Here is a 14,183-nt window from a genome sequence, read left to right as displayed (position 1 = left end):
TTGTGTCGATTCAGCCACGAAAAATTTCTCCTCTATCCGGACTTTCCCAAACTGCATGTTGGTTGCGCTTTCTAAACAGGGCCTTGGGCACTGCAATGGTTACCGTGGCGATATTGAGTATCCAGTAGAACAGCGGATACCAAATACACCACAGAAAGTTTTTGAGCAGTCCCTGGTCGTAGTGACGGTCGATCAGAATGCTGACCAGGAACTGCAACAGACATAAAAAAATCATCAATACGGCGCAGACTTCAAACGTCAGCACCTGTTCCGCGGTGGGAACTTCTGAGAATGTGAGCAAGCGCCAGGCAAGCAGGCCAATCACGCTGTAGCTCCAGTAAACGCTGGCGAGATACTCAAGCAACAGAGGCCAGAACCGTAGTTTGCCCTGGAACAGACAGCGCCAGCCGTATTTCAGACAGACCTCCGCACCGCCCTGGGCCCAGCGCAGCCGCTGTTTGTACAGACCGCGAATGGTTTCGGGCATTAGCACCCAGCAGCGCGCCATGGGTTCATAGCGAATATTCCAACCGGCCATTTGCAATCGCCAGCTGACGTCGATGTCCTCGGTCACCATGCTGGTGTTCCAGCCGCCGATTTCTTGCACCGCGCTTTTTCTGAACGCGCATACGACGCCGGAGATGGTGAACAAGGTGCCGTAGATGCGTTGCGCCCGTTTGATCAGACCGATGATGGAGGAAAACTCGCCAGTCTGGATTTTGCCGATGATCGTGGAGCGAGTGCGGACTCTCGGGTTGCCTGTGACGGCGCCGACGCCGTTTTCGCTCAGGAAGTGGCGCACCATCCATACCAGCGCATTGGGGTCGAGCAGGGCGTCTCCGTCGATGCAGACAAGACAGTCGCCCTGGGCATGCTCCAGCGCATTGTTCAGCGCCGCGGCTTTGCCCTGGTTCTCCTGGTGGATAACGCGCAATCTGGGATGTTCCTTGGCGATTTCATCCAGGCGCGCGCCGGTATCGTCTTTACTGCCGTCATTGATGGCGATGATTTCGTAATTTGGATAGTCCTGCTCCAACAGGCTATCAATGGTTTCCTTGATGTTGGCGCCCTCGTTGTAGCAGGGCACCATCACCGACACCAGCGGATAATGGCGCAGTTTGAGTTTGTGGTCGGGGTGATTTTTCAGGTAGCGGCGCTCCCAGTGAAAAAAGTAATACACCCCTCCTGTGATCCACACCAGCGCCATGACGCTGGGGTAGAGATAGATACACAGCAGCAGAATATCCAGGGTCATTTCGCCGCCTCCAGCGTGGAGTTCAGCGAGAGTTCTGGACGAATGACGTTGATGTCGGGAATGCCCTTGATGAAATCATCAGGGTAATAACCAAAGCTCTTGATTCCTTCCGCAGAGATGATTTGCATTTGCCGCTTAAGAACGGTCGCAGGAATAGCGGAGCCGTCGCGCCAGTCTTTCGCCTGCAGCTCAAACACCAGCTTGTCCGGATTAATGCGCTGCAGCGCAGTTTGCGCCAGCTTGCGCAGCCACTGGTCGGGATTTTTCTGCTGCTCCATATAAGGCATGGCCATGACGGCGACATGGTCATAGGCTTTGGCGAAGGCCTCCAGGTTTTGCGAGAACCACGCTTCGCTATCGGGGTTCAATATTGGCTGGGCGTACATATTGCGCGCCAGCAGCAGATGTTGGCCGTCGCTGGCGAAGTAACGGGCGCTGCGCTTGGCGAGGCGATGGGTAACGTCGATCAGGTACTGGGTCTTCAATTCCGCCCAGCGTTTGGCGAGCTCTTTATCCGCCTGTATTGCTTCAATAGAGTCGCCCAGCCCCCATTCCGCATATTGCTTCAGGGCGTCGGGCGTGGCGTCTTCAAAGTCGCCCAGGAAGGCGTCATCGTGGAAAAGAATGCCGTGGAACTTGCCATACAAACTCAGGTCTTCGTAAATATCGCCGATAGTTTCGATATTCTTCTCGTTGAAGGGCGAGAGTCTCAGGTACTGCTCTGGGGCGGGCTTCTGCGTGCGTACGTCGGTGACGTAGCTGTAGTTTTTGCCTAAGTCAAACGCCAAAACCGGCATCCAGGCGTAGATGCGGGCGCCGGCGCGAGAGCGCAGTTGCCAGGCGACGCGGTTGAATATGTCCGCGCGCACCGGGAGGTGGCGGTTGGGGAAATAAACCGCATCCGCCACGCCATCGCCATCCGGGTCGGCGAAGGCCTGCAGATAAACGGTATTCACTCTGTAACGACTGACACGCTCAATCAGACTATCGATATTCTTCTGAATGACGCTGGGATCGGGGTCGTAAACATAATCCAGGTCGACATGCAGAATACGCTTCACCATCGGCGGTTTGGGTTCGCCTCTCAGGATGCGGCCGAAGTGCTCGAGGCTGATCTCCTGATCCATCAAATAGCGATAAACATTCAGACCGGAGTCAGTCACCAGGTTGACGCCTTCGTCCAGAGAAAAGGTGTAGGAGTAGCCCTGCTCCTGAGCGATATCGATGGAGTGACTGTTATAGGCGCCGTAGGGCCATACCATGATGCGGGGCGACTTGAGACCCCGTGAGGTCATTTGCTTTTTACTGGCCTTGAAATCCTTGCGTAGACGATGGTCGTAGTCCTCTGTGTTCTCATAGACATCGCGAACTTTGTCATATTGAGGGCTGACGGCGGCGGGCTGCTCGTTGCCGAAAGGGTTGGCGTAGATACCGTAATGCAGGTTGTAAGTGTGGGAAGCGAACTCCACCAGACCGGAGGCTTCCATTTCCCGAATCTGCGCCCAGTTCAGGAAGTGTTTACGGTCCAGGTTGGTTTTCCCGTAAAGCACTTCTTTGCCCGGCTCCACTTCCAGCCACTTGCCCACCAGGGCGATGACGGCTGGATAGTTGTAGAGCTTCAACAGGGGGAAAACGGTCGTGTAGAACGACTCATACCCATCGTCAAAGGTGAGCAGAACGGCGTTTTCCGGCAGTTTGGACTTGCCTTCCTTTGCGTCGATAATCTGCTGAAAACTCACTGGGTGATAGTTGTTTTGCTTGATCCAGTTGAGGTGCTCGACAAAGCGGTCGCGGCTCAGGGTATTGGCGAAGATGCGCTTGGTCGGATTGAGTTTGACGTCGTAAAAATCGTGGTAGCCCAATACCACATAACTGTTTTCCGGACGCGCCCAAACCAGTGACGAGAGCAGCGTCAGGCTTAAGAAAAATATCCGGGCGATAGTTTTCACTGCATAAACCTCATTTCAAAATTGGCGAAAATCAACGTGCCGTTTTCAGGCTCTCCGTCATAAGTGGCTTTATCGCGGCTCACTCCCAGCTTGACGCTGACCTGATCCCGCCAACGCCATTGCTGGCTGTAACTGATCTCCCAGCCGGTGGCAGGGTCGTAACCTTCCTGGCGATATTGATTCACGCTGGTCTCCAGAAACTGATCCAGGTCCCAATCGTCTGACACTTTGATGCGGTAACTGTGGCGAAGCTCTGCGCCATAATTGCGGTCTGATTCCGGGTTAAAGTAGCTGGTTGCAACCTCATCGTTGTCGCTACCGCCAGCGCTGATGACGCCCGATAATTTGTATCGCGGGGTTTGCCACAATTGGGTTTCCAGCCAGGTGCCGATGGCTTGACGATCATTGCCGTCAGTAAAATCGCTGAGAGAGGCGGAAGCACCCAAGGAAACGTCAGGATTTAGTTTGTAGGTCGCGCCAAGTCCCCATTGACGCATATAGCTGCCGTCGTACAGGCCCCTTAGCGGGGTTTCCGATGGGTTGTAGCGATAGCTCGCCTGTATCGACAAGTCGTCAAACAGGGACCAGCTGGCCGTGCTCCAAAAGTAGGCTTTGTCGTTAAGTTTGCCGCCTGAGCCGGTTTCCACTTCCAAGGTGAACGGATAAAAGCTCAGATCGGCGCCGACGCCGGTGTAACGAGCGAAGAGGTCGCGCTCCTCCCATTCGCCATACATTTTCTGGTCATGAATAAAGAGGCGTTGCCCTTCCCAGCGCGGCGAATATAAACGTGCGTCATAACGCCATTCTCTGGCGTTCTTCGCTTGTCCTGGCTCGCTACTGCTGGATTTGACTCGATTGGCGTTAACACTTACAAAAGGCGCTGACGCTTCATTCCAGCGTTTGTTGATTTCTCTTTGCTCATAATCGGCATAGGCGGTGTTCAGCTCCTCGCGTTTAGCGTTGAGTCCCCGCCAGTCGCCTTTCTCCAGTTGCGTCAGCCACAGGCTACGCTTGGCGCTGCCTTGGGCGTTACCGGAGAGCATGGACTCTGCGCGACGATAGCTATATTCCGCATCACTGAAGCGGCCTTGCCAGCGCTGCACATTGCCAAGATCCATCCACAGCCAGGGGTTGCCGGGCGCCTCCACCAGTGCGTCTTGCAACGACTTTTCCGCTGCATTCAGGTCGCCGCTCCAAGCCTGATGAATAATGCTTTGCTCGCGCAGCTGCTGATAATTTTCATTGTTGACTTTAAAGCTGCCGGTGAAATCCCAGCGCTTGGGAGGCTGTGCTTCCAGCAGTTTTTGCAGCAAGGCGCCGCCTTCCTCATATTGTTCGGCGTCCATGTGCGTGTAATACAGTTTCTTGCCCAGCTCTAAAGTTGGCGTTTGTGCATAAAGCTTCTTGAATATCGGCAAGGCTTTAAAGGGGCGACGGGTGGCGGCGTATAAATCCGCACGCGCTTCCCCTATATAGGCGGGCAGCGGCTGTCTTGCTTCGATGGCTGGCAGCAAGTCGCTGGCTTCACCGAAGCGTTTGGCGACGACCAGCCCATAGAAAATATCCAGCTCGATATTGCCGCGCAGGGCGTGGTTCGCTGGCACTTTTTCGTATAACGCCCGCAGGTCGGCAATGCCTTTATCCAGAATATCCGGACGGGATGATTTGGCGCCGCTGCGGATGTTCAAGGTGGACTTGTAGTACTCAAGCCAATAATGGTCGATGCCTTTGAACCAGTCAGGGTGCGCTTTGACGATTCTCTCCGCTGCGGTGGCGGCGCCCAGGTCAATAGCGGCTTTATAAAGACGCAATCCAATGTCCCGGTTGTCGGGGGAGAAGTTGTAGTAATCCTGCAGAACGCCGACTTCGCCGACCTTGTCCTGCAATACCGTCATGACGTAAAGCTCGTTCTCAAAGCGCTCGATGCTGGGGCGAGTCAACTCACGGTAGTTGGCGATGGCTTTCTGAGCATGAATATCCTCACCCATTTCAGCGCTGGTCAGCGCCAGTCCCAGCCATGCGTCACGGCTTTTCGGGTTGCGTTTGGTCAGGAGTCGGTAGTGTTCCGCCGCTGCGGCGAAGTTTTTCTGATTGCGCTGCGCTTTGGCCAGTATCGCCACACTGTCGTTATTTAGCGTTTTGGGGGCGCATGGATTACACAGCGCAAGTGCGCTATCCAGTTCGCCGTTCCAGGAGTACAGCGCAATCAGGTCGTTCAGAACCGCTTTATCATGGGTTTGCTTGTATAGCTTGGAGAGGCCTTTGATAGCTTCCTTTAAATGTCCTGCGCGGGCGGATATGACGAACTGTTCCCGTTTTTCGTCGACGGGGCTTGCAGCCAGAGCGGGAATAGCCTGAGAAATGGCGACCGCGCTGACAATCAGGCGCGCAAGTTTGCGCGCGGATAGCCGTTTAGACGGCTCCGTAGGAAATAGAGTCATCGATTTGTAGCCCATTAAGCGTTAAGTCCCTCTAAACAATGGGAGAAATGAACCGCAGGAACTGCTGTACGATCCTTCTGTTAGAGGTCGGAGGCGCTTGCTGAAGTTGTGGTAGTGTCGTTTCGCGCGTCAAGTTATTGACGAGGTTCAATTGCATTTGCAGTTTGCTGGCGTCGTAAAAAAAGCTGACGCCAAAAAATTGATAAAACCTAATTAATTCAATAGCTTGCGAGCATCGCCATTTAACCCGAAAAGACCTGGGCAGAAAAATAGGTTGATATGGCTATAACAAAAGTGGCTATAGGCGACAAAAAAGGACTAGTGAAATTGCTGGAGACTTGGTTTTTGAGAAGGGGGAAATTAGTGTAGATGGCTTAGGCGAAAATTTCTGTGAGGCGCGTCGCACAAGGCGGCTGGGTGGAGATAACGCTTTCATTTTATGGCGGGCGAGCCATGCTGAGTTACTTTTGTCGTTGATCAAAGTGAATGAAATATCACACGTCCGTCATAAGAGGCGGATAAGAATCTTTGATCACCATAAGGGCATAGCGAGGTGACGAAATTTTCGTGGCTGACGTCCTCACTGAGTACAGTTCCCGTCAGGCTCCAGCGTTTGATTCGGCAGTCTTCTCCCGCGCTTATAAGCTGATTTCCTGCTCCGGCAAACAGGCTTCTTACGATGCCGTTATGAGCCTTCCAGACGTTCTTCACATAAGGTTCCGGTAATAAATCGATGTGTAATATATGACCTGTTCCAGTCCCGGCGAAGACGCTGTGAGCCGCGCCGTACAAGGCCAGGCAACGAATCGGGCCAGCATTGGGGGATAGGTGAAAGTAGCGCTCGCGCGTATCCGTTCGCCAGAAGCACAGGGAACCGTCCTCTCTGCCGCTGACAGCCTTTTCTTGTCCCAATGAGGCGAGATCCCATACCCAGCCCGGACGTCGCGTCAGCGTCCCCTGGAGCGTCAGATCATGATCCCAGAGACGAATAACGCCGTCTGAACCCGTGGTGACGATTCGGTTCTCGTCCAAGATTGAAACATGCAATGGCGTCGGGCAAAAGGTGTTAATTTTCCTGACGTGAAAATAGCCCGTTTCACGCTGTTCCCATTTACTGATGGTCCCATCTCGAGAGACGGAAAAAAGATCATCTTTGGCGTTTGAGCATAAATCCAGGACGGAGTTTGCGTGTTGGGACAGTGTCTGCAGCAATTGCTTCTGTGGACTCCATATGCGGATGGTTTTATCCCGTGACGCCGTGGCGAAATGTCCGCCTGAAAGAGTCGCTATCTTCCAGATATAACCGTTGTGGGCATGCAGAGTATGTGGATTCAATAGTGCAGGGATCGCGCTGATCGAGCGTGACGGTTGATAGATCAGGTCGCTGCGCAGAATGTATTTTTCTCCGCTCAGGACGGTGTCGCCGCTGTGCCAGAGGCTGTGGTCAAACACGATCAGATCGCCGCGACGGGGCGTAAATCGAGCGCTTATTTCCGTCGCGGAAGCATCTTTGAAAAACAGGGTGTCGCCGCCGCTGAACTCTGCAGCATCATTGAGATAGAGCAGGAAGGTCAGTTTTGATTCCGAGCCGTCAGGGCAGGCATAAACCCCGTCCTGATGGGGAAAGAAACTTTGCCCGGCGCTATAGCGGCAAAGGCGCAGACGAGGATTCAGTGAGCGTAGATCCCATGCAGGGTTGCTCGCTGCGTCAGGCAGATTCTGAGGCAGGAACTTGCGGCAGATCTCAAACAAACGCTGCGCCAGCATAGGATCATCCACCACCTGCCTGGCGTTATTGCGGTAGCTGGGGGGGGATTTTGAGTCCGCAGCGCTGAATCCACGGGCAAGGGCGTCCGCCAATAGTTGTTCACAAAGAACCTCGGAAAAAACACCGCGCAGAACGAAACATTCTTTCTTCAATTCCGGCGCTAAATCGATGCGTTGGACGTCGACTGGCGTGTGTTGAGAGGTGTTAAAACGACTGACGCTTTTCATAAGGCCGTTTTCCTCCATCGATACCGAAATGTCGCAGTGAATTGCATTTTGTATAAGTTGGTTAACCAACCAAAAATAGATTAAAAGCAAACCATCGCGACGGCAATAGAAATTTGGTTAAATGACCAAAATATTTCCAGGGCTAAATTTGGAGTACGGAGGCGATGGGGAGAAAGTCCAATACCGAAGAGCGTCGCATGCAGATAGTGAACGCACTGTTGCGTGTGATGACGAGAAAGGGCTACGACGGCGCGACAATCCAGGCGATCGCTGCGGAGGCGGGTCTGACGCCGGGACTGATTCACTATCATTTCAAAGCCAAGCGGGAAATTTTATTGGCGCTGGTCGAGTATGTCGTAAGCATTGGCGAAACCCGCTACCGTAGACTGAGTGTCGACGCGCAAACGCCTGAGCAGCAATTGCGGGCGTTTGTCGACGCAAGGTTGGCGCTAGGGAAGGGCGCTGATCCAGAGGCGGTGAAAGCCTGGGTGTTGATTGGCGCCGAGGCGGTGCGGGTGGATGACGTGAGGGAGTTGTATTGCGAAGCCATCGCTATGCAAATGAAAGAGTTGGCGCAGCTATTGTGGAATATCGCAGGAGATCGTTTGGCGGCGGAGGAGATTCGTAAGCTGGCGGCGATGGTTCTTGCGACGATGGAAGGCGCTTATCAACTGGCGGTGACTAACCCGGACTCCATGCCCAAGAATTTTGCGGCGGAGATGGTGATGGAGACTATCGTCAAAGCATGCGGCGGAGAACTTTCCGGCGCTAAACCCGCGCCGCCGGGGCGGAGAAGAAAGAGCGATACTCGTTGAGGCTCCACTATTTGGGCGCGTTGGATTTCCCTTCTTCTATATCTTCTGCGATCTGGATTTCAGCGACGAGTGTCTGCTTGAGATAATCAATGCCCGGCCTCAGAGTCAGCTCCCAGGCCTGTCTCACTTCATCGCTGTAGGCATGGTCATGGCGAAGGACGGTTTCCAGCAGACAGCTCAGCCATAATTCGTACATATAGGGTGTCAGTCCCATCGTTTGATGGTTATGCGATGCTTCAATCAATCTCAATGTATCATCAGGCCGCCCGTTGGTGGCGTATTCCTCCAGGGCGTAAACTGCTGAGCGAACGGCATGCACCTGTCGTTCTATGGGGCGGCGATTGAATATGGCGCTGACGTCGGCGTCAGAGGCTTTGAGGCGTACATAGAAATCATCGACAAAGCGCACATCGCTACCTACATCGCAAAAGCAGCGCGCAAAGCTGTCTCTGAAGGCGTTCAGGTTGTGCTCGGATACTAGTCTGGCGGCGTTTTCATTCATAAAAAAAGTATGGTCTCGCATACTCAGATGCGCAATGTAACCTCTCCTGATGTGTGTTTAGTCGTTTTGCCTGTAATGATGGTGATTAGCTTGGTTGCGAGATGCACTTGGAGTAATCTACGTCGACTCGCAGTATGGCCGTCGTGGGTTCTATTTTTATTCTCAAAGGAGACGCTATGCTCGAGCATGGAAAGCAGTCCTTCACCCTGACTCTCGCTCTGGCCGCCGCATGTGGCGCATTGGTGTACGCCGCCAACCTGCATCTGACGATACATCCTCTACAGCTTAAGAATGCGGAGCTGGAGCTTCAGCTACAAAACCGAATTTCGGAAGTGACCAACGCGGAGATTTACCGGGAGCTGGAACGCAAGTATGCGATGACATTGGTGGAGCGCAACATGCTGTTAAGCGCTAATTCGGAGAACTCCAACCTGCACTCTGAAGTGGCGGAATTACGATCGCAGAATAAAGCTCTGGAAGACATGCTCCGTCAACATAAAGCGGCCCTGCAAGAGCGGGACGAGAGGCTGAAATCATACAGCTCGCAGAGATTAATCCTCGATCGCATCGATGAACTGCGCAAGGAACAGTGCCGCATTGATCAGAGTCTGGCGCAATTGCTCGCTGGAACCACACCAAACGAAAACGAAGTGTCGAGACTGAACAATCGCCTGCAAATGCTGCAACAGCAAATAGCGGCCTTGACTGCGACTTTGGCTCCGCAGAGCTAAATGGAAATTTCTTAGGGTTCTTTGTTTTTAGTCTACGAATTTTAGACTGCTAGCTATTTAGGAATAAGTTGTGGCTGAAGAGTTCATAATTGCAAATCACACCAAACGTCAATGGATTAGCCCCTTTGAGCTGTCTGCCAGTAGTAAGTTTCCCAGTATTTTAATGAGTGATTTTGTCCAGGCTGGGATAACACTTTTAGTTTTTCAAACTAAAACCGCTAAATTTAATGAGTACCTTCTCGGTTGCTCAAATTTTACAAGAAAGCTGCTCGGTTCATGGGCTGAGGGCGGGGTTTCCATCGTGGGAGACTATTCTGAGGAAGCGCTTAGCCGACGGATATCGCAAGACTACGAGAATATTTCATTGCAGGTTATGGCTATGATCTTTGAGACCAGAAGCGCTGGTACAGATGAGGTAATGGAACATATAGAATCTGCTGACAAAGAATGGTTAGTGCTCATCAACCAATTACTGGGCTTGGAGGGAATAGAAGCGATTTTAGAGAAAAGTTTAAAAAAAGCATTTGGCGCACAGTGGAAAGAAGGGTTTTACAAGAGGTTATATCAATGACTGGGCTTGTGGTAAGCATGATTGAAAATCAGGGACCCCTGGAGCCTGTCTACCTTAAGCCTTACGATGATTTACTTAGCTGCTTGATCAGTGGGGGCAGTATACCGTCTTTTCCATTCAGATCTTCGCTTTCCCACAGATAATTCATCGAATGGTTATAAAAAGTATTACTCTGAATAAGGCTCAATCAGGTCGCGCATCTCATCGCAACTCCAGCTTTCATAGCCTGTGCTATCTGCGGCCATTTTAAAAAGCATATATCTCTGACCTTCATAAGCAAAAGAAGTAGCCATCCATGCTGCGTATGCGTTGTCGTCTTTGGTAAGCTTGTGATCCAATTTCTGGGTGATATAAGCCACTTTTTCATCATGTGATAAGGCATCCACGTTACCTTCTTTAGACAACTCTTTAAATGATGAACACACAATATCAAAGTCATTTTCACCTGTTTTTGAAAGAAGGATGAATGCGCTTGCTGAGGCTACGAGTAAAAGGATAATTAATCCGATGGCTTTGCTGACGCACCGTTTTGAACATTCTCTAGACATTTCTACTACGCCCCGGCTGTGTCATTTTATGCAGCTCTTCTATGCGTTCCTCTAATCTCTTTAAATGCCTAGAGTTTGCTTCTGGATCAAATTCAAACTCTGCATTTAATGCTTCTGCGTCAGCGCCCATAGAAATAAGATAGTTTACAAGTTCCTTGTGACCAAAATCTTCTGCCACTTTGAGAGGCGTAAATCCTCCTTCGCCTTTTTGCTCTATGTCTATCCCATTTTCAACTAGCAATTTGGCTGCTTCTAAGTCTCCCCACACACAGACGTAATGAAGGGCATTATCACCCAAAGTATTTGTGTCGTTTATATCGCTGATTTTGACGCCAGCAAAATCAGCTACGCCTTCCACTTGATCCAGAATCGCTCTGACCGATTTATTCATCCTGTGTGCCTAATATCACCAAAAGAAACTCGCAGCGTTGCCGCGAACCATGTTGTTTAGCCTTGTTAGAAGCCATAAATAAATGCTTCTGACACATTATTCACTGGAGTAAAACGAACGCAGGAGTATGTGCAACCGTTCAGTAATTCGTTATTCATATTTAGCTGCATTTATACTCCATCCACCATCCATTTTTTAGCATTCTAACCTCCATGAAGTCCTCTCCGTTGTTCCGCTTACCATATGCAGCCGGAGGAGTGACGCCTTTCACAATATCTAATAGGCATCCAGAAATACCCAGCCCTGAGCGATGGGCCATAATGTAGTATTTGGATGGTGGACAAAAAGTAACGCGCTCGGTTTGTGTGGTTTTTAACAGCGCTAAATATGACTTATATTTATTTTCAGGAATACTGACGTCTTTTAAAACCTGAGAAAGACTCAGCTTACTCTCATGGTTCTGCGAATGACTCCACTCACCAGAATACTCCCTATAGCCTCCGATAATATCTATTCCGACACTAAAGCAATGCTCTCCTTGAAAATCTTCGGTAACCATCGCCGTTAGCTTTTCATAAGGGATTGTGTCAGTCTCGAATCTCGCTTGTATGGCATCCAAGTCTGGTGGTGTAGAGCATGATGCAAGTGTTAAAAAAACTGGGAATATGAGCGATTTCTTCATTCTGGATTTACGTAGACCTATAGATATTGCACGGATGAACTTCCGTTTCTGAGCTTAGAAGATACGTCTTCCTGTCCGCTGGCTTCAGTATAAAAGACGTGGAAATTTGAGCTGATTCACTCATGAAATAAATGTACGAGTGCATTTTTTGGCAATAATAAGCATACAGAGACTATACACCGCCTGGCGTCTTTCTTCCCATCTGGCTTGTTTATTTGTTGCTGTTGATGCTTCTATCTGGGTGAAAAAAAGCGACCCGAAGGCCGCTAAGGGTGAGGTGGTTCAGACTATTCTCGCCAGCAGGTGGCGGCTGAAGCCTTTGCGTAGAAACTCCATCTGGTCTCCCAGAATGTTTCTGTTGGCCAGATACAGGTATTCGTACCGGCTGGGTACGAATGGCACCGCTAATAGAGGCATGCCTGCTTCCTCTGGGGTGCGGTCTCTTTTGAAGTTGTTGCACCGGATGCAGGCGCAAACGACGTTTTTCCAGATATCCCTACCGCCCCGGGACACAGGCATAATGTGATCCCGACTGAGCAGTTCATAAGGGAACGTCAATCCACAGTACATGCAGGTGCTGTCATCCCGCCGGAACAGGTACTTGTTGGTCAGCGGTGGTGTTTCCATCACGTGTTTATCGCGTCCTTCGGAAGCGATGATGGTTGGAATTTCAAGGGTGGACCGCTGTCCGTCACGTCCTGTTCCGCCTCGCAAAACAATGACGTTATCGCCGGCGCTCCAGAGTACACGGTCGTTGCAGATTAGCGTGGCCGCTTCTTCCTGGCTCATCCACTGCATGGGTTGGCCGGTTTTGTCCAATCTAAGTATGCGAGGGGTGCTCATGACTACATCTCTTCTATCTGTCTACATGTTCTGATTTTTTAAGGTTTATCTGGTTGAAATTGGCCGCCCCGCCTGGATTCGAACCAGGGTTCCCGGAGTCAAAGTCCGGTGCTTTACCAATTAAGCTACGGGGCAGGGGTGAGGGTAAATTGAGGTCATCCTTGGGGCTGCATCGCCAGGAAGAATGACAGTTTCTAGTTGTTGCTGGGGACGACGACCCGTTCGTCGAACTCGTTTTCCATGACCTTTTCCTCTTTTCTGGTCTATTTCGTTAATCAAAGTGGCAACCCGGGACGGATTCGAACCATCACCTGGCGGGTTTGGAAGCCGCTGCTCTGCCAGTTAAGCTACCGGGCTGTAATACGTTTTAAGCGATAAGTGCTTTTTAAATCGCAAGTAAATGTGGTGCGTTCGGCGAGACTCGAACTCGCATGCCGATTACGGCGCCTGGTTCTAAGCCAGGTATGTCTGTCATTTCCATCACGAACGCGTAATTCATTAGCCTGTCAGCTTCGCCTTCACTCGCAACTCCCCGATGCGTGTGGGGAGATCTCCAGCGGCGATGCGGATCAAGTCGCTTCTTTCCAGAATCACGATCAGGTCATTTTGATCGACCCGGATTTGAGTCCGATCATGACCCAGGCGGCGGTCTAGTCTTTGTTTGAGGTAAGCCGCCTGATTAGCGGCGAAACCTTCCGCCAATTGATTGCTGTACATGCTTGTCTACCTCACTATAAATGGCGGCCTGTAAGAGAATTGAACTCTTGTTTCCGGGGAGACAACCCGGCGTCTTCGCCATTGGACCAACAGGCCGTGTTCGTTTTTTCATCGTCAAAATATCTGGCGGAGAGTGAGGGATTCGAACCCCCATGCCTGTCTCCAAGCCACAGTTTTCAAGACTGCTCCATTACCGTTCTGGCAACTCTCCGTTTTACGACTTCCTCTGTCTAAAAGGTGGCGGTAGGCGCAGGACTCGAACCTGCAGAACCCCTTAGGGTTCGACGAGTTAGCAACTCGCTGCCTTACCATTCGGCCAGCCTACCTTTGTTCTTTCATGCAATCGCTGCTTGCTCCTTAGTCTCAATTGCAGGCGCTTAATACAAAAAACGCAGTACAAAAATGTTGGAGCCTGGTGTGTTTTCACTGTCGCTCCAAGTAACCGTTCTTTGTTATGTGCTCTCTTTCGTCACGCGACGTTTTTACCGCGCTGCTCGAAAAAAACACATAAAAAAACCCGGTGAGCTTTCGCCCGCCGGGTTCTCGTTCCCTGTGAGGGGAGAGTGTCCGGAGGGCGTTTGCTTCCCTCCGGACGTGATTACGTCATCGAAGGGTGTGGTTCGCCTTTGATTCGCCGAGATCGTTTGATTTGCTCCAGTCGCTGGAATAACCGCAATACCAATCGTTATGGCGCAGGCAGGCCACTAAGCCGTTACTTATTGGCTGGCTCAGTATCTGTCCTG

The 14,183-nt window shown here is 51.3% G+C and carries 13 protein-coding genes and 6 tRNA genes; 3 read left to right on the top strand and 16 right to left on the bottom strand.

Annotated features, from left to right (window positions below; translation table 11 throughout):
- Nucleotides 1–10: 10 nt before the first annotated feature.
- The 4 genes from pgaC to KP814_RS02215 all read right to left on the bottom strand — a co-directional run bounded on the left by pgaC (nt 11) and on the right by KP814_RS02215 (nt 7,640).
- The gene (pgaC, locus tag KP814_RS02230) at nt 11–1,255 is read right to left on the bottom strand and encodes a poly-beta-1,6-N-acetyl-D-glucosamine synthase (RefSeq protein ID WP_216735211.1); all 1,245 of its coding nucleotides are present in this window, start codon (nt 1,253–1,255) and stop codon (nt 11–13) included.
- Complete coding sequence (gene pgaB / locus KP814_RS02225) at nt 1,252–3,204, bottom strand: poly-beta-1,6-N-acetyl-D-glucosamine N-deacetylase PgaB (RefSeq protein ID WP_216735210.1); 1,953 nt, start codon at nt 3,202–3,204, stop codon at nt 1,252–1,254. Before pgaB ends, pgaC begins: the two co-directional genes overlap by 4 nt.
- On the bottom strand, nt 3,201–5,645 hold the full coding sequence (pgaA, locus tag KP814_RS02220; RefSeq protein WP_216735209.1) for a poly-beta-1,6 N-acetyl-D-glucosamine export porin PgaA: 2,445 nt from the start codon (nt 5,643–5,645) through the stop codon (nt 3,201–3,203). The genes pgaB and pgaA overlap by 4 nt, the downstream gene beginning before the upstream one ends.
- Before the next feature lie 477 nt (nt 5,646–6,122).
- Complete coding sequence (locus KP814_RS02215; protein ID WP_216735208.1) at nt 6,123–7,640, bottom strand: 2OG-Fe(II) oxygenase; 1,518 nt, start codon at nt 7,638–7,640, stop codon at nt 6,123–6,125.
- A 164-nt stretch (nt 7,641–7,804) separates the two neighbouring features.
- Here KP814_RS02215 and KP814_RS02210 point away from each other — a divergent pair, with 164 nt between their 5' ends.
- Nucleotides 7,805–8,455, top strand: coding sequence for a TetR/AcrR family transcriptional regulator (locus tag KP814_RS02210; RefSeq protein WP_216735207.1), 651 nt, complete (start codon nt 7,805–7,807; stop codon nt 8,453–8,455).
- Nucleotides 8,456–8,462: 7 nt separating this feature from the next.
- Here KP814_RS02210 and KP814_RS02205 read toward each other — a convergent pair whose 3' ends face one another.
- A complete protein-coding gene (locus tag KP814_RS02205) occupies nt 8,463–8,957 on the bottom strand; it encodes a globin (protein WP_216735206.1) in 495 nt (164 codons plus the stop codon).
- A 176-nt stretch (nt 8,958–9,133) separates the two neighbouring features.
- On the opposite strand from KP814_RS02205, the gene KP814_RS02200 reads away from it, so the two are divergent.
- Both KP814_RS02200 and KP814_RS02195 read left to right on the top strand, forming a co-directional pair.
- A complete protein-coding gene (locus tag KP814_RS02200) occupies nt 9,134–9,688 on the top strand; it encodes a hypothetical protein (RefSeq protein WP_216735205.1) in 555 nt (184 codons plus the stop codon).
- A 70-nt stretch (nt 9,689–9,758) separates the two neighbouring features.
- Entirely contained in the window at nt 9,759–10,259 is a 501-nt protein-coding gene (locus tag KP814_RS02195) for a hypothetical protein (RefSeq protein WP_216735204.1), read from the top strand.
- 167 nt (nt 10,260–10,426) lie between these two features.
- Here the strand turns inward: KP814_RS02195 and KP814_RS02190 are convergent, their stop codons facing one another.
- The 11 genes from KP814_RS02190 to KP814_RS02140 all read right to left on the bottom strand — a co-directional run bounded on the left by KP814_RS02190 (nt 10,427) and on the right by KP814_RS02140 (nt 13,766).
- Nucleotides 10,427–10,807: a hypothetical protein gene (locus tag KP814_RS02190; protein ID WP_216735203.1), complete on the bottom strand. Its 381-nt coding sequence runs from the start codon at nt 10,805–10,807 to the stop codon at nt 10,427–10,429.
- Complete coding sequence (locus KP814_RS02185; RefSeq protein ID WP_216735202.1) at nt 10,800–11,198, bottom strand: ankyrin repeat domain-containing protein; 399 nt, start codon at nt 11,196–11,198, stop codon at nt 10,800–10,802. The genes KP814_RS02190 and KP814_RS02185 overlap by 8 nt, the downstream gene beginning before the upstream one ends.
- 160 nt (nt 11,199–11,358) lie before the next feature.
- Nucleotides 11,359–11,880, bottom strand: a complete 522-nt coding sequence (locus KP814_RS02180; protein WP_216735201.1) for a hypothetical protein — start codon at nt 11,878–11,880, stop codon at nt 11,359–11,361.
- Nucleotides 11,881–12,162: 282 nt separating this feature from the next.
- Nucleotides 12,163–12,723, bottom strand: a complete 561-nt coding sequence (locus KP814_RS02175) for an HNH endonuclease (RefSeq protein ID WP_216735200.1) — start codon at nt 12,721–12,723, stop codon at nt 12,163–12,165.
- Between the two features lie 60 nt (nt 12,724–12,783).
- Nucleotides 12,784–12,858: transfer RNA gene (locus tag KP814_RS02170), tRNA-Gln, on the bottom strand.
- 146 nt (nt 12,859–13,004) lie between these two features.
- Nucleotides 13,005–13,080, bottom strand: a tRNA-Trp gene (locus tag KP814_RS02165).
- 46 nt (nt 13,081–13,126) lie between these two features.
- A tRNA-Leu gene (locus KP814_RS02160) sits at nt 13,127–13,213 on the bottom strand.
- 8 nt (nt 13,214–13,221) lie between these two features.
- Nucleotides 13,222–13,440, bottom strand: a complete 219-nt coding sequence (locus KP814_RS02155) for a hypothetical protein (RefSeq protein WP_216735199.1) — start codon at nt 13,438–13,440, stop codon at nt 13,222–13,224.
- 21 nt (nt 13,441–13,461) lie between these two features.
- A tRNA-Asp gene (locus KP814_RS02150) sits at nt 13,462–13,536 on the bottom strand.
- A 28-nt stretch (nt 13,537–13,564) separates the two neighbouring features.
- A tRNA-Ser gene (locus tag KP814_RS02145) sits at nt 13,565–13,651 on the bottom strand.
- 27 nt (nt 13,652–13,678) lie between these two features.
- Nucleotides 13,679–13,766, bottom strand: a tRNA-Ser gene (locus KP814_RS02140).
- Nucleotides 13,767–14,183 lie beyond the last annotated feature (417 nt).

The organism is Hahella sp. HN01, from assembly GCF_018986435.1.
Classification (GTDB): Bacteria; Pseudomonadota; Gammaproteobacteria; order Pseudomonadales; family Oleiphilaceae; genus Hahella.
This window is presented reverse-complemented; position numbering and strand designations above follow the sequence as displayed.

Excerpts from the sequence above, each read along its gene's own strand:
- pgaC (WP_216735211.1), bottom strand. The coding sequence starts at position 1,255 with ATGACCCTGGATATTCTGCTGCTGTGTATCTATCTCTACCCCAGCGTC.
- KP814_RS02210 (WP_216735207.1), top strand. The coding sequence starts at position 7,805 with ATGGGGAGAAAGTCCAATACCGAAGAGCGTCGCATGCAGATAGTGAAC.
- KP814_RS02190 (WP_216735203.1), bottom strand. The coding sequence starts at position 10,807 with ATGTCTAGAGAATGTTCAAAACGGTGCGTCAGCAAAGCCATCGGATTA.
- KP814_RS02155 (WP_216735199.1), bottom strand. The coding sequence starts at position 13,440 with ATGTACAGCAATCAATTGGCGGAAGGTTTCGCCGCTAATCAGGCGGCT.
- KP814_RS02180 (WP_216735201.1), bottom strand. The coding sequence starts at position 11,880 with ATGAAGAAATCGCTCATATTCCCAGTTTTTTTAACACTTGCATCATGC.
- KP814_RS02185 (WP_216735202.1), bottom strand. The coding sequence starts at position 11,198 with ATGAATAAATCGGTCAGAGCGATTCTGGATCAAGTGGAAGGCGTAGCT.
- KP814_RS02215 (WP_216735208.1), bottom strand. The coding sequence starts at position 7,640 with ATGAAAAGCGTCAGTCGTTTTAACACCTCTCAACACACGCCAGTCGAC.
- KP814_RS02205 (WP_216735206.1), bottom strand. The coding sequence starts at position 8,957 with ATGAATGAAAACGCCGCCAGACTAGTATCCGAGCACAACCTGAACGCC.
- KP814_RS02175 (WP_216735200.1), bottom strand. The coding sequence starts at position 12,723 with ATGAGCACCCCTCGCATACTTAGATTGGACAAAACCGGCCAACCCATG.
- KP814_RS02200 (WP_216735205.1), top strand. The coding sequence starts at position 9,134 with ATGCTCGAGCATGGAAAGCAGTCCTTCACCCTGACTCTCGCTCTGGCC.
- pgaA (WP_216735209.1), bottom strand. The coding sequence starts at position 5,645 with ATGACTCTATTTCCTACGGAGCCGTCTAAACGGCTATCCGCGCGCAAA.